This is a genomic window from Sphingorhabdus sp. EL138 (assembly GCF_945890115.1).
Taxonomy (GTDB): domain Bacteria; phylum Pseudomonadota; class Alphaproteobacteria; order Sphingomonadales; family Sphingomonadaceae; genus Sphingorhabdus_B.
Window position 1 is genome coordinate 1 of the sequence record NZ_CAMDCK010000005.1, and the last position, 13,910, is coordinate 13,910.

Here is a 13,910-nt window from a genome sequence, read left to right on the forward strand (position 1 = left end):
ATCATCCGGACAAAAATGGCGGCAACCGCTCTTATGAAAAGGCTTTGCAAGACGTGATTGCTGCCTATACGCACCTTAAAACTTCGCCCGCTTTCATTTGACGAGAATAACATGACTGACATCCCAAATATCCAACCCGACAGCCGCGACACGACCATCCTTGCTGCCCCTGACAAAATGGTCAGCGTGCGCGAATTGTTCGGCATTGATGTGGATATGGAATGCCCCGCTTTCTCCATTTCCGACGAACGCGTGCCCGACACCGACGACAGCTATGTGTTTGACCCTGACACTACCCTCGCGATCCTCGCTGGCTTTGCCCATAACCGCCGCGTGATGGTGCAAGGCTATCATGGCACCGGAAAATCCACGCATATTGAACAAGTTGCCGCGCGTCTGAAATGGCCTTGCATCCGCATCAACTTGGACGCGCATATCAGCCGTATCGACCTTATCGGCCGCGACGCCATTGTTTTGCGCGACGGGCAGCAAGTGACCGAGTTCCGCGAAGGCCTGTTGCCTTGGGCATTGCAGACGCCGACGGCTTTGGTGTTCGACGAATATGATGCTGGCCGCCCTGATGTGATGTTCGTGATCCAGCGCGTGTTGGAAACCGAAGGTAAGCTGACGCTGCTCGACCAAAACCGCGTCATTCGCCCCAACCCCTATTTCCGTCTGTTCGCCACCGCCAACACCGTTGGACTTGGCGATACCAGCGGCCTCTATCATGGCACGCAAGCGATCAACCAAGGGCAGATGGACCGTTGGAACATCGTTGTCGGCCTGAACTATCTGCCTGCGCAGGTTGAAAGCGACATTGTTTTGGCCAAGGCATCAGGCACGGATGCCGCCACCGTCGCCAATATGGTGAAGGTCGCCGAAATGACACGGCAGGGCTTTATCAACGGTGATATCTCCACGGTCATGAGCCCGCGCACGGTCATCACTTGGGCGCAGAACACCGCGATTTTCAAAAATGTCGGCTTTGCCTTCCGCCTGTCATTCCTCAACAAATGCGATGATGCGGAACGCGCCTTGGTCGCCGAATATTATCAGCGCGTTTTTGGCCAAGATCTGCCGGAAAGCGTCGTTGGCAAAACAAAGTAAGTACCGGCTATTTCGCCGCCTCAGTTGAAGGAACGCATTATGAAACGCTTCGCACTTGCTCTCGCGCTGATGATTTCCGCATCCCCGGCATTTGCCGCGCTGAAACCCGGGACACGCGCAACCGATTTCACCACGCAAGCCGTGCTGGCTGGTAAGGCCGACACCTTCAACCTGAACAAGGCTCTGAAAAACGGGCCAGTGGTGCTGTATTTCTATCCAAAGGCATTCACGTCAGGCTGCACGGTTGAGGCGCATGAATTTTCCGAAGCCGCCGATGACTTTGCCTCTTACGGCGCGTCCATTGTTGGCATGTCAGCGGACAATCTGGAGACGCTAAAGCGCTTTTCGGTTGAGGCCTGCCGCAACAAATTCATGGTCGGTATTGCGACTAAGCCCATGATCAAAAATTACGCGGTCGGCATGCCGATGATGGGCGGCACCAACCGCACGACTTATGTCATCGCGCCCGATGGCAAGGTGTTATTTGCTTATGCGCAGCTTGGCGTGAAGGGTCATGTGTCCGGCGCGCTGAACGCAGTAAAGACATGGCATGCGGCGAACGCCAAGCGGAAATAATGCGCAAGCTTTCTCTCCTGCTTTTGCCAATACTCCTGTCTGGTTGCACTGTGGCCGTCGCTTATGGCGATGTGCCGCACAGCAGGCTGGTGGAAAATCCGCGTTGCAATCCAGCGCAGATTGATAGCGCCGCGATAGCCGGCAAAGACCATTTCATTGTTACAAGCCGCCTACCCGACTGCCGCGGCGACACGGTCATCCTGACCAATCACCGGGCCGATCGGTTACGTTACGCCCGCTTTGCGCCACCCGAAAAGATAAAGCCTGCAAAGGGCGATACGCAAGTGGTTGTCCCACTTGCATTCCAACCAGAGGATGCATGGTGGGATGGCCTGCGTGATGCGGCGAATCTGCGCAAGGGCCGTGTGCTATTATATGTCCATGGCTATCGCGAAACACTGGCAACTACGGCGCGCGACGCTGTACAAATTGGCGCGATGAGCAATTTTGACGGGCCAATCGTCCATTATAGCTGGCCCTCACAGGGCAATTTGCTGAGCTACGCCGTTGATGAAACCAACATGTATTGGGACGAACGCAATTTCCGCAATTTCCTGACCACATTGGCACGGACGGAGTGGGTTAAGGAAATCGTTGTTGTTTCCCATTCATTGGGTGCGCGGCTTGTTATTCCGGCGATCGATTATGTGGACCGTACATCGACCAACGCCGATTCTAGCAATATTTCCAATATCATATTGGCCGCACCCGATGTGGATCGGGAAGATTTTGAACGCGATATCGCTGAAGAAGTCCTCGCCGCGAGGCGCGTCAACAATGACCGGCGGGTGACTGTCTATGCCTCGCTCAGCGACCGCGCTTTGGCCTTATCGCGCGCGGTACATGGCTATCCACGCTTAGGCTCGCCTTTTTGCTTCAACCCCTTTGAAGCGAAGGATTTAAAGGCAAAGGGTCTGCCGCAGCGCTGCTTTGCGACCAAGTCGAAATATCAGACCGAGCCTGCCAAAACCGGCTTCTTTATTATCGACACAACCGATGTGTCCGGCGATAGCGTTGGCCATAGCGATTATTTGCGCAGCTTTGCCGTATGCAAGGACTTTGCTGCTGTCGTGAATGGCGCGCGCATGACCGAGGACCGCGTGGCGACCAAGGATGCACATGTCTTCACCTTACGCGCGCCCGTAAAGCCGACGAAGGAAGACATTGCCGCGATGTGCAAGAGGCTGCCCGATTAATGTCCAACGAAACCCCTCTTGAACTATTCAAACAAGTGCTGACTGGCACTGCTCGTGCGCTCGCGCAGGAGCCAGAGGTGGAATTGGCCTTCACCGCCGATGCGCCAAGCCAAGCGGGCAAGAATTTCAAGGTCCCCATGCCGGGCCGCCTGCTTCCGCCCGATCAAGTGGCCGAGGCACGTGGCTTTGCAGACAGCTTTGCGTTGAAGTTAAAACATCATAATCCCGCCCGCCATGCCGCATTGCGTCCATCCGAAGTCATTGCGGGTGCCGCATTTGACGCGGTGGAGAATGCGCGGGTTGAGGCGCTGGGTTCGCGCAATATGGCGGGAATTGCGGCAAACCTTGGCTATGCGCTGGAACTCAAAATGCGCACCGACCCGATTGCCCGCGCACAAGCCCCTGACGAAGTGCCCATTTCTACGGCCTTATCGTTGATCGTACGCGAACGGCTAACCGGCGCACCCGTACCAGCAGGAGCCGCCGCAGGCGTCGATATGCTGCGCGGCTGGATTGAGGAAAATGCTGGCAGTGACCTTGATGCGCTGGCGCTCGCGCTGGACGATCAAAGCGCCTTTGCCGCGCTGACTCAGTCCATGCTGGAGCATCTGAACCTCACCGAAGGTGATGTTGATCCGTCCGATGCCGACGATGGCGGCGACGATGCCGAGGATGCGCAAGACCAAGACGGCGACAGCGACGATGATGGCGAAGGCGAAGCTGGCCAAGCCGAAGCCCGTGCCGAACCACAACAAGGCGAAGGCGAAGAGACTGAGGCCGATTATGACGGCGAAGACATGGACGACCAAGACGGTGCCGATGGCGAAATGGGTGATGACGGGATGCAGCCCGTTACCCCGCAGCGCCGCAATTGGGACCATCTGCCGCAAAGTGATTATAAAATCTGGTCGACCAAATTTGACGAAACGATCACCGCGACTGAACTTGCCGACGAAGAAGAGCTGAACCGGCTGCGTGCCTATCTCGACCAACAATTGTCGAACCTGCAATCGGTGGTGACAAAACTCGCCAACCGCCTGCAACGCCGCCTAATGGCACAACAAAACCGCAGTTGGGATTTCGATCAGGAAGAAGGCATGATCGACGCCGCGCGGCTTGCGCGCATCGTGGTATCGCCGGGCAGCTCTTTGTCCTACAAAATCGAACGCGAGACCGATTTCCGCGATACCGTGGTCACCTTGCTGATCGACAATTCAGGCTCCATGCGCGGGCGGCCGATTAGCATTGCGGCGATCAGCGCCGACATATTGGCGCGCACGCTGGAACGCTGCGGCGTCAAAACCGAAATATTGGGCTTCACCACCCGCGCGTGGAAAGGCGGACAGGCACGAGAAGACTGGCTCGCCGCTGGACGCCAGCCCATGCCCGGCCGCCTCAACGATTTGCGCCACATCATCTATAAAAAAGCCGATGAGCCATGGCGGCATGCCAAGCGCAATCTGGGCCTGATGATGCGCGAAGGTCTGCTGAAAGAAAATATCGATGGAGAGGCTTTGCTCTGGGCACATAACCGCCTGATCGCCCGCGCCGAAGACCGCCGCATCTTGATGGTCATTTCGGACGGCGCGCCCGTGGACGACAGCACCTTGTCAGTCAACCATGGCGGCTATCTGGAACAGCATTTGCGCAAGGTCATCGAAATGATCGAAACGCGCTCGCCTGTGCAACTGGTCGCCATCGGCATCGGCCATGACGTAACGCGTTACTATAAACGCGCCGTCACCATCATGGACGTCGAACAGCTTGGCGGGACGATGATTGAACAATTGGCGGGGCTGTTTGACGAGGAATGAGCTTGCCTTTCCCGCCCCGCTTAATATGATTTAATCAAACGATTAAACCTGCGGGGAAATAGAGATGAACGTCACCGAAGCCGTTGCCTCACGGCGCTCTGTCCGGCAATTTCTGGATAAGCCCGTCGACAAGGATATTCTCGAGCGCGTGCTTGCCAAGGCGCAACGTTCGCCGTCTGGCGGCAATACGCAGCCTTGGAATGCCGTCATCCTGACAGGCGCGCCGCTGGCTGACCTGACCGCGATGATTAAGGCCAAGGTGGCAACGGCCCCGATGGGCGACGGCCATGAATATGACATCTACCCCAAGGGCTTGGATGGCCGATATGAAGAGCAACGGCGCGGCGTTGGCAAGGCGATGTTCGATGCGCTTAACCTCGCACGTGAAGATGGTGCTGGCCGCCTCGCGCAGGTGGGGAAAAACTGGGACAGCTTTGGCGCGCCGGTGCAATTATTCACCTACACGGCCAAATATATGGGTCCACCGCAATGGTCGGACATGGGCATGTGGCTGCAAACAATAATGCTGTTGCTGCGCGAAGAGGGCCTCGACAGTTGCGCGCAGGAAATCTGGGCGATGTACGGCACGACAATGCGCGCATTGCTGAACATTGATGACGAGCATATCTTCTTCTGCGGCATGGCGATCGGCTATCGTGATGCGGACGCAGCCGTGAACAACTTCACGGTCCCTCGCGTGGAGATTGCGCAAGCGATACGGTGGGACGGGTTTTAACGTATTTTGTAAGCGGCAACGTTCCCCCTCCCCATCGCAAGTCGATGGGGAGGAAAGAGTCAACTACCCCGCATTCGGATGACGAGGTTCTTGACCTCCGCATCCATTTCCAGCATCGCCATTCCCATGTCCGAGCTTAAACTCTTCAACAGCCTGACCCGGCAACTCGAAACCTTTACCCCTGTCCACGCGGGCGAGGCGCGGGTCTACACCTGTGGGCCGACGGTGTATAATTACCCGCATATCGGCAATATGCGCGCGTATGTCTTTGCCGACACGCTGGGCCGCGTGCTCTCCTACAAGGGCTATAAGCTTACCCATGTCATCAACATCACCGATGTTGGCCATCTGACCGACGACGCCGATGCGGGCGAAGACAAGATGGAGAAAATGGCGGCGGAGAAAGCCCAATCGATTTGGGATATCGCCCGCCATTATACCGAAGCCTATTGGGAAGACATTAAGGCGCTGAACATTCGGCAGCCCGCGCATTGGTCCATCGCCACGGATTATGTGCCTGCGATGATTGATTATGCCAAAAGCATCGTTGAAAAGCATTGCTACGAACTGGAAAGCGGCCTGTATTTCGACACATCCACCGTCGCCCATTATGGCGCATTGGCCCGCGCCAAAACCGAAGAGGGTGAAGGTCGGATCGAAGAAGTCGATGGTAAACGCCATGCCGCGGACTTTGCCATTTGGCGCAAAACGCCAGTGGGCGAAACGCGGCAAATGGAGTGGAATAGCCCATGGGGCAAAGGCGCGCCGGGCTGGCATCTGGAATGTTCGGTCATGTCAGAGGCGTTGCTTGGCTTGCCCTTTGACATTCACACCGGCGGCATCGACCATCGCGAAATCCACCATCCCAATGAAATCGCACAAAACCAAGCGCGTTGCGGCAGCGACCATAGCGGCGCGCAATTTTGGATGCACAATAACTTCCTGATCGAACGGTCGGGCAAGATGAGCAAATCATCGGGCGAATTCCTGCGCATGCAATTGCTGATCGACAAAGGCTTCCACCCCCTCGCCTACCGCCTGATGTGCCTACAAGCGCATTATCGGAGTGAGTTGGAGTTTTCATGGGAGGGGTTGCAGGCGGCGTTGGTGCGGTTGAAGCGGATGGTGATGGGAGTCGCCAACCTCAAGGCCCGTCATGCTGAGGCCAACCCTCGTCATGCTGAACTTGTTTCAGCATCCATTGTGCCCAACGACCCGATGGTTGAGGCTGATAAATGGACCCTGAAACACGTTCAGGGTGACGTGCTGGGGGCGCAGGGTGACGTTGCTCCAGCTATTTCCGCGATGCTACGTGACTTTGCGGCGGCAATAGCGGACGACCTCAACACCGCCATTGCGATCACCGCGCTGGAAAACATCATCAGCCTCAAAAAGGTCGATGTCGCACAACAGCTTACGGCCATCGCCGATATGGACAACGTCCTCGGCCTAAACCTCCTCTCGCTCAGCCGCGAAGACCTTCGCATCCGCCCTAAAGCCGCAATCATCACCGAAGAAGACATCGAAGACGCCCTCGCCGCTCGCAAGGAAGCCCGCGCTGCAAAAGACTTCGCCAAGTCCGATGCCATCCGTGACGACCTCATCGCCAAGGGCGTCGAAGTCATGGACGGCGACCCGCTTGGCTGGGATTGGAAATTGGATGTTTGAATTGGCCCCTCCGTCATCGCTTCGCGATGCCACCTCCCCATCGCAAGTCGATGGAGAGGAATAACCAATGACCAAAACGAAACTCGTAATGTCGGGCCTTGTGCGCCCCCTCATTGAACCGCGCTTGCCGGATTGGATTGAGCCGCATTTCTTCATGTCCAAAGAGGAGGCGCTCGCGCTCGCGCCGCAGGCCGAAATTGGCTGGTTCGATATGTATGACAAAGGCGACATGGCCACGGTCATCGGTGCCGCCACCTATATGAAATGGCTGAACAGCATTTATGCCGGCGTTGACGGCATGCCGCTAAAGCAGTTGAAAGCACAAGGCTGCGTTGTCACTAATGGAGCGGGCATCAACGCCATCACCATTGCCGAATATGTCGTGATGGGCATGCTGACCGTCGCCAAAAACTATCGCGAAGTCGTCCGCGCGCAAGAACGGCGTGAATGGTTGCAGGATTCGCCGGGCAAGGTTGAATTGTGCGGGTCAAAGGCATTGCTGCTGGGCTATGGCGCGATTGGCAAGTTGATCGAAGAGCGGTTGAAACCCTTTGGCGTTGATGTGACCGTGGTGCGCCGCTCGGCGGGGCCAAATACCCTGACGCCCGACCAATGGCGGGCGCAGTTGGGTGATTTTGACTGGGTCATCCTCGCCGTCCCCGCGACGCCGGAAACCGACAATATGATTGGCGCAGATGAGCTTGCCGCGATGAAACCAAGCGCAACGTTGATCAATATCGCGCGCGGGTCGGTTGTCGATCAGGACGCTTTGGTCACCGCATTGCAAGCCAAGCATATCGCCAATGCGTTTCTTGACGTCACAACGCCAGAACCGCTGCCCGCAGACCATATCCTTTGGACACTGGATAATGCCCATGTCACCATGCATTTGTCGGGCCGCGCGCAGGACAAGATGTTCGTCCGGTCGGCCACGCGTTTCTTCGAAAATCTCGAACGCTATCACAAGGGCGAGGCGCTCACGCCGATGGTGAATTTGGATCTGGGATATTGAACATGCCAAACCCCGCCGAAATCTGGCATAGCGTCGCCTTGTCACGCGATGTAGATGCCATCGCCGCGATCCTGCACGATGACTGTATTTTCGAAAGCCCCGTTGTCCACACGCCGCAATTGGGCAAAGCCATCACCGCCAAATATCTCGCGGCGGCGGGGCATACATTGGGCAATGCGGAATTCAAATATGTCGGCGAATGGCACCGGAAAAACAGCGCAATTTTGGAATTTCAAACCGTCATAGACGGCGTTGCCATTAACGGCATTGATATGATCACCTGCGATAATGACGGCCTGATCACCCATTTCAAAGTCATGGTCCGCCCGTTAAAGGGCATGAACATGCTGCACCAGAAAATGGGCGAAATGCTGCAGCAGATGACGCGCTGATCTTGTAATTGCCTGCCAAACAAAAAAAGGCCGGAAGGTTTCCCCTCCGGCCCGTTTTGTTTCAGCATGTGCCGAGCGTTTGGACTTAGAAGTCCATACCGCCCATGCCGCCCATGCCGCCCATGCCACCTGGCATGCCGCCAGCGCCACCGGCCTTGTCTTCTGGCGCGTCGGAGATAGCAGCTTCAGTGGTGATCAACAGACCAGCAACCGATGCGGCATCTTGCAACGCGGTACGCACAACCTTGGTTGGGTCGATAACGCCCGAAGCCACGAGGTTTTCATACACATCGGTTGATGCGTTGAAGCCCATGGTCTCGTCATTTTCGCGCAACAAATTGCCCGAAACAACCGCGCCGTCATATCCGGCATTGGCGGCGATTTGACGCAATGGCGCGACAATAGCCTTGCGGATGATGTCGATACCACGTGTCTGGTCGTCATTGACGCCCTTAAGGCCTTCAAGTGCCTTTGTCGCATACAGAAGTGCGGTACCGCCGCCAGGGACGATGCCTTCTTCCACGGCTGCGCGGGTTGCGTGCAGCGCGTCATCAACGCGGTCCTTGCGCTCTTTCACTTCAACTTCGGTCGAACCACCGACCTTGATCACGGCAACACCGCCGGCGAGTTTCGCCAAACGCTCTTGCAGCTTTTCCTTGTCGTAATCCGACGTGGTGTTTTCGATTTGCGCACGGATCGCTTCTACGCGGCCCTTGATCGCATCGGTTTCGCCAGCACCGTCGACGATGATGGTGTTGTCCTTGTCGATGGTGACGCGCTTGGCTTGGCCAAGCATGCCCAAGGTGACGGTTTCAAGCTTGATGCCCAGATCTTCGCTGATCATTTCACCCTTGGTGAGGATCGCGATATCTTCCAACATCGCCTTGCGACGATCGCCAAAGCCAGGAGCCTTAACCGCAGCAATCTTCAAGCCGCCACGCAGCTTGTTGACGACCAGAGTTGCAAGCGCTTCGCCTTCAACATCTTCCGCGATGATGAGCAATGGACGACCCGACTGCACCACAGCTTCGAGGATTGGCAACATGGCTTGCAAGTTACCGAGCTTCTTTTCGTGGATGAGGATATATGGGTTGTCCAACTCGACCGACATTTTTTCAGTGTTGGTGATGAAATATGGCGACAGATAGCCACGGTCGAACTGCATACCTTCGACAACTTCGAGTTCGCTTTCGCGGCCCTTAGCTTCTTCGACGGTGATAACGCCTTCCTTGCCGACCTTCTCCATGGCGTCTGCAATCATCTTACCGATTTCAGCTTCACCATTTGCAGAGATCGTTCCGACCTGTGCGATTTCCGAAGAACCCGCAACTGGCTTCGAACGCTTAACAAGGTCAGCAACAACCGCGTTTACCGCAGTGTCGATGCCGCGCTTCAGGTCCATTGGGTTCATGCCCGCTGCAACCGACTTCATGCCTTCGCGAACGATTGCTTGCGCCAATACTGTTGCAGTGGTCGTGCCGTCACCGGCAATGTCGTTGGTCTTCGAAGCAACTTCGCGGACCATCTGTGCGCCCATATTTTCGAACTTGTCTTTCAGTTCGATTTCCTTGGCGACGGTAACGCCGTCCTTGGTGATGCGTGGTGCGCCGAAGCTTTTGTCGATAACAACGTTACGGCCCTTTGGACCAAGCGTTACTTTTACAGCGTCAGCAAGAATGTCTACGCCGCGCAGGATGCGTTCACGCGCATCGCGGCCGAATTTCACGTCTTTAGCAGCCATGATATTTTTCCTTTAGTTTGAACTCTACTTTTCAAAGCCGTCATGCTGAACTTGTTTCAGCATCTTAATTAAGACCCTGGAATGAAATGACCGGCGGTCAAACAAGTTCAGGGTGACGGAATTTGCGGTGCGCTTAGGAAACGATTCCCAGTATGTCCGATTCCTTCATGATCAACAGGTCTTCACCGTCGATCTTGACTTCGGTGCCCGACCATTTGCCGAACAGGATCTTGTCGCCAGCCTTGACGTCGAGCGCGGTCACCGTGCCATCGTCGGCGCGTGTGCCCGTACCCACGGAGACGACTTCGCCTTCCTGTGGCTTTTCCTGAGCTGTATCAGGGATGATGATCCCGCCAGCGGTTTTTGCTTCGGCCTCGACCCGACGGACGAGAACGCGATCATGCAATGGACGAAATGCCATGTTGAACTATCCTTTTTCTGTTTCGCCATCCCGCCACGCCTACAACAAGCAGGGGACGGCAATGAATGTGTGTTGGCACTCATACAGGACGAGTGCTAACGGAACCCAGATAGGGTGTTTTTATGACAGGTCAAGGACTCGGGGTGCGAATTTTTTGATGCGCTTTTGCTGTTTTTTGATCGTTTTTGATATTTTCAATATTGTCACACCCGACTTGATCGGGGGTCCATGGTCTAACGGTCAGTCCATGGATCCCCGCTTTCGCGGGGATGACAAGCAGGGAATAGACCGGGTCACGCAACCGGCTAAACATCTTTTATGTCTTCGTGCCTTTGTGCGAACCAAAAAGCGCGAAGATTCGCATAAAGACGCAAAGAATTAAGGCGCTAACTAACGCTATTAGTCATCCGCGCAGGCAGTCCCGCCGCCCGCAGCGCCGCATGGGCATCGGCGATGCTATATTGGCCGAAATGGAATATCGATGCCGCCAGAACTGCGCTGGCATGGCCTTCGCGCACGCCAGCGACCAGATGGTCGAGATTACCAACACCGCCGCTGGCCACCACGGGGATGTTGACCACATCGGCAATCGCGCGGGTGAGTGCAAGGTCATAACCGTCGCGCGTGCCGTCGCGGTCCATGCTCGTTACCAGCAATTCGCCCGCACCGAGTTCAGCGAGCTTCACCGCATGTTCCAATGCATCGATGCCCGTCGGATTGCGGCCGCCATGGGTGAAGATTTCCCATCTATCGCCCGTCCGCCGCGCATCCACCGACGCCACCACGCATTGGCTGCCAAAACGTGCGGCGATATCCGCGACTACCTCTGGCCGCGCGACGGCGGCGCTGTTGACCGCGACCTTGTCTGCGCCTGCCAACAATAACGCCCGCGCATCGTCTGCACTACGCACGCCGCCGCCGACGGTCAGCGGCATGAAGCATACTTCCGCCGTGCGCCGGACCACATCAATGATCGTGCCGCGCCCTTCATGGCTTGCGCCGATGTCCAAGAAACATAGCTCATCCGCGCCCGCTGCATCATAAGCTTGTGCTTGCTCCACCGGATCGCCGGCATCGCGCAGGTCAACAAAATTGACGCCCTTGACCACGCGGCCATTGGATACGTCGAGACAGGGGATGACGCGAACGCGAACGGTCACGCGCGCTCCGCCACTTTAATCGCCGTCGCCAGATCCAACCGCCCGTCATAAATCGCACGGCCCGTAATCACGCCTTCAATGCCGTCCTTGGCATGCAGCGCGAGCATGTGGATATCATCAATACCCTTCACCCCGCCGCTAGCGATCACCGGAATGTTCACCCGCCGCGCCAGATCAACCGTCGCGTCGATATTGCAACCGGTCAGCATCCCGTCGCGGCCAACATCAGTGAATAGGATCGACGCAACACCCGCATCCTCAAACCGGCGCGCCAGATCAATCACGGGCATGTCGGATTTTTCGGCCCAGCCCTCAGTCGCGACAAAGCCATCACGCGCGTCAACGGCAACGACAATGCCGTCTGTAAATTCGCGCGCCATGTCCTTCACAAATGCCGGGTTTTTGAGCGCCGCCGTGCCAATAACCAGCCGCGCCACGCCCATGTCGAACCAGCGCTCCACCGTCTGCGCATTGCGAATACCGCCGCCCAATTGGATATAACCGGGGAAATTTTCGATAATGCCCTCTACCGCTTCAGCATTTTCAGGCCGTCCGGCAAATGCACCATCGAGATCGACCACATGCAGAAATTGCGCGCCTTGTTCGGCAAACAGCATCGCCTGCGCCGCCGGATCATCGGCATAGACCGTCGCGCGGTTCATATCGCCCTCGGCCAAGCGCACAACTTCGCCACCCTTCAGATCAATCGCGGGGAAGACTATCATGCAAAATACTCTCTTCTTTGTGTCTTTGCGTCTTTACGTGATAAAATTTGTTCGCACAAAGGCACAAAGACAGGAAGATGTTTGCGCGTTTTGATCATGGCATCCATTCCAGAAAATGTTTCAGGAAATTGATGCCATAAGCCTGGCTTTTCTCAGGGTGAAACTGAACGCCCATGATATTGTCACGGCCCACAGCAGCAACCAATGCGCCACCATGATCGGTTGTCGCCAACACATCGGCGGTGTCCGCTGCGTCAAAGTGATAGCCATGCAGGAAATAAGCTTCGCCACGCTCTATCAAAGGCGCGCCGTCCGCCGGCACGACATCATTCCAGCCCATATGCGGGATTTTCAAGTCCGCCGCTGGCGCAATCGCGCGCACCGTTCCAGCAATCCAACCCAGCCCACGCGTGCTTCCATGCTCAACGCCTTCATCGGCAAGCAATTGCATACCGACGCAAATGCCAAGAAAAGGCGCGGCTTCCACCCGAACGCGCTGCTCCATCGCGGCGGTCATGCCATCAATGGCGGACAAGGCCTCCATACAATGCGCAAAGGCGCCTACGCCGGGCAGAACGATACGGTCAGCCTTGGCAACGATAGCGGGATCAGCGGTCACGCGAATGTCGCCTGCGCCCGCCGCCATCAACGCATTATGCACCGAATGCAGATTGCCCGCGCCATAATCAATCAGCGCAAGTGACACGGCCTACAACGTCCCCTTAGTAGACGGAATCGCATCCGCTTTGCGCGGGTCGATCTCAACCGCTTGCCGCAAAGCGCGGGCCAAAGCCTTATAACAGCTTTCCACAATATGATGGTTGTTCGAACCATATAGATTTTCGACATGCAACGTTATGCCTGCGCTGGTCGCGAAGCTGTGGAACCAATGTTCGATCAGCTCCGTATCCCATTCACCCAAGCGCGGCATACCCAGCGACACTTTCCACACAAAATAAGGCCGTCCCGAAATGTCGAGCGCGCACCGCGTCAACGTCTCGTCCATCGGCGCATAAGCTGTGCCATAACGGGTAATGCCGCGCTTATCGCTTAATGCCTGCAACACTGCCTCGCCAATGGCGATGCCGGTATCTTCGGTCGTATGATGCTGGTCGATATGCAGGTCGCCTATCGCCTTGACCTTCAAATCGATAAGCGAATGGCGCGACAATTGCTCCAGCATATGGTCCAGAAAGCCAATGCCTGTGGACACGTCATACACACCACTGCCGTCGAGGTTGACCTCAACATCAATGGACGTTTCGTTCGTCTTGCGACTGATAGAGCCTGTACGCATGGCCGCCGATATAGCCGCCTACGCGCATTTGGCAAGTTGGCTTACGGCAATAAGCGTCTTGATTT

General features: G+C 56.3%; 14 protein-coding genes and 1 pseudogene. 9 read left to right on the plus strand and 6 right to left on the minus strand.

All coding sequences use genetic code 11. From position 1 onward, the window contains the following. The 9 genes and pseudogenes from Q0O07_RS03295 to Q0O07_RS03335 all read left to right on the plus strand — a co-directional run. A pseudogene (locus Q0O07_RS03295) lies at positions 1 to 101 on the plus strand (molecular chaperone DnaJ); the annotation flags it as partial. A 10-nt stretch (positions 102 to 111) separates the two neighbouring features. Further along, the gene (gene cobS / locus Q0O07_RS03300) at positions 112 to 1,107 is read left to right on the plus strand and encodes a cobaltochelatase subunit CobS (RefSeq protein ID WP_295490350.1); all 996 of its coding nucleotides are present in this window, start codon (positions 112 to 114) and stop codon (positions 1,105 to 1,107) included. Positions 1,108 to 1,146: 39 nt separating this feature from the next. After that, the gene (locus tag Q0O07_RS03305) at positions 1,147 to 1,683 is read left to right on the plus strand and encodes a peroxiredoxin (RefSeq protein WP_295490352.1); all 537 of its coding nucleotides are present in this window, start codon (positions 1,147 to 1,149) and stop codon (positions 1,681 to 1,683) included. Further along, entirely contained in the window at positions 1,683 to 2,879 is a 1,197-nt protein-coding gene (locus Q0O07_RS03310; protein WP_295490355.1) for an alpha/beta hydrolase, read from the plus strand. Before Q0O07_RS03305 ends, Q0O07_RS03310 begins: the two co-directional genes overlap by 1 nt. Further along, entirely contained in the window at positions 2,879 to 4,693 is a 1,815-nt protein-coding gene (gene cobT, locus Q0O07_RS03315) for a cobaltochelatase subunit CobT (protein ID WP_295490358.1), read from the plus strand. The genes Q0O07_RS03310 and cobT overlap by 1 nt, the downstream gene beginning before the upstream one ends. Before the next feature lie 64 nt (positions 4,694 to 4,757). Beyond that, positions 4,758 to 5,429, plus strand: coding sequence for a nitroreductase (locus Q0O07_RS03320; RefSeq protein ID WP_295490360.1), 672 nt, complete (start codon positions 4,758 to 4,760; stop codon positions 5,427 to 5,429). Positions 5,430 to 5,555: 126 nt separating this feature from the next. Continuing rightward, positions 5,556 to 7,097, plus strand: coding sequence for a cysteine--tRNA ligase (gene cysS, locus Q0O07_RS03325; RefSeq protein ID WP_295490589.1), 1,542 nt, complete (start codon positions 5,556 to 5,558; stop codon positions 7,095 to 7,097). A gap of 67 nt (positions 7,098 to 7,164) precedes the next feature. After that, the gene (locus Q0O07_RS03330) at positions 7,165 to 8,109 is read left to right on the plus strand and encodes a D-2-hydroxyacid dehydrogenase (RefSeq protein WP_295490363.1); all 945 of its coding nucleotides are present in this window, start codon (positions 7,165 to 7,167) and stop codon (positions 8,107 to 8,109) included. A 2-nt stretch (positions 8,110 to 8,111) separates the two neighbouring features. Then, entirely contained in the window at positions 8,112 to 8,501 is a 390-nt protein-coding gene (locus Q0O07_RS03335) for a nuclear transport factor 2 family protein (RefSeq protein ID WP_295490366.1), read from the plus strand. A gap of 85 nt (positions 8,502 to 8,586) precedes the next feature. Here the strand turns inward: Q0O07_RS03335 and groL are convergent, their stop codons facing one another. From groL to hisB, 6 genes are all read right to left on the minus strand, one after another. Then, positions 8,587 to 10,242 (minus strand): chaperonin GroEL, encoded by a 1,656-nt coding sequence (gene groL, locus Q0O07_RS03340; protein WP_295490368.1) that lies wholly within the window; start codon positions 10,240 to 10,242, stop codon positions 8,587 to 8,589. A gap of 133 nt (positions 10,243 to 10,375) precedes the next feature. Continuing rightward, on the minus strand, positions 10,376 to 10,663 hold the full coding sequence (groES, locus tag Q0O07_RS03345; protein ID WP_125230447.1) for a co-chaperone GroES: 288 nt from the start codon (positions 10,661 to 10,663) through the stop codon (positions 10,376 to 10,378). A 386-nt stretch (positions 10,664 to 11,049) separates the two neighbouring features. After that, positions 11,050 to 11,823, minus strand: coding sequence for an imidazole glycerol phosphate synthase subunit HisF (hisF, locus tag Q0O07_RS03350; RefSeq protein WP_295490373.1), 774 nt, complete (start codon positions 11,821 to 11,823; stop codon positions 11,050 to 11,052). Next, positions 11,820 to 12,548 carry a 1-(5-phosphoribosyl)-5-[(5-phosphoribosylamino)methylideneamino]imidazole-4-carboxamide isomerase gene (gene hisA / locus Q0O07_RS03355; protein WP_295490376.1) on the minus strand — a complete coding sequence of 243 codons (729 nt, stop codon included), beginning with the start codon at positions 12,546 to 12,548 and terminating at the stop codon, positions 11,820 to 11,822. The genes hisF and hisA overlap by 4 nt, the downstream gene beginning before the upstream one ends. 94 nt (positions 12,549 to 12,642) lie before the next feature. Beyond that, positions 12,643 to 13,254, minus strand: a complete 612-nt coding sequence (gene hisH / locus Q0O07_RS03360; RefSeq protein WP_295490379.1) for an imidazole glycerol phosphate synthase subunit HisH — start codon at positions 13,252 to 13,254, stop codon at positions 12,643 to 12,645. Between the two features lie 3 nt (positions 13,255 to 13,257). Beyond that, a complete protein-coding gene (gene hisB, locus Q0O07_RS03365) occupies positions 13,258 to 13,845 on the minus strand; it encodes an imidazoleglycerol-phosphate dehydratase HisB (protein WP_295490381.1) in 588 nt (195 codons plus the stop codon). Between the last annotated feature and the right edge of the window lie 65 nt (positions 13,846 to 13,910).

Bases quoted from the DNA above. Each gene is read 5' to 3' on its own strand.
- cobS (WP_295490350.1), top strand. From the start codon at position 112: ATGACTGACATCCCAAATATCCAACCCGACAGCCGCGACACGACCATC.
- Q0O07_RS03305 (WP_295490352.1), top strand. From the start codon at position 1,147: ATGAAACGCTTCGCACTTGCTCTCGCGCTGATGATTTCCGCATCCCCG.
- Q0O07_RS03310 (WP_295490355.1), top strand. From the start codon at position 1,683: ATGCGCAAGCTTTCTCTCCTGCTTTTGCCAATACTCCTGTCTGGTTGC.
- cobT (WP_295490358.1), top strand. From the start codon at position 2,879: ATGTCCAACGAAACCCCTCTTGAACTATTCAAACAAGTGCTGACTGGC.
- Q0O07_RS03320 (WP_295490360.1), top strand. From the start codon at position 4,758: ATGAACGTCACCGAAGCCGTTGCCTCACGGCGCTCTGTCCGGCAATTT.
- cysS (WP_295490589.1), top strand. From the start codon at position 5,556: ATGTCCGAGCTTAAACTCTTCAACAGCCTGACCCGGCAACTCGAAACC.
- Q0O07_RS03330 (WP_295490363.1), top strand. From the start codon at position 7,165: ATGACCAAAACGAAACTCGTAATGTCGGGCCTTGTGCGCCCCCTCATT.
- Q0O07_RS03335 (WP_295490366.1), top strand. From the start codon at position 8,112: ATGCCAAACCCCGCCGAAATCTGGCATAGCGTCGCCTTGTCACGCGAT.
- groL (WP_295490368.1), bottom strand. From the start codon at position 10,242: ATGGCTGCTAAAGACGTGAAATTCGGCCGCGATGCGCGTGAACGCATC.
- groES (WP_125230447.1), bottom strand. From the start codon at position 10,663: ATGGCATTTCGTCCATTGCATGATCGCGTTCTCGTCCGTCGGGTCGAG.
- hisA (WP_295490376.1), bottom strand. From the start codon at position 12,548: ATGATAGTCTTCCCCGCGATTGATCTGAAGGGTGGCGAAGTTGTGCGC.
- hisB (WP_295490381.1), bottom strand. From the start codon at position 13,845: ATGCGTACAGGCTCTATCAGTCGCAAGACGAACGAAACGTCCATTGAT.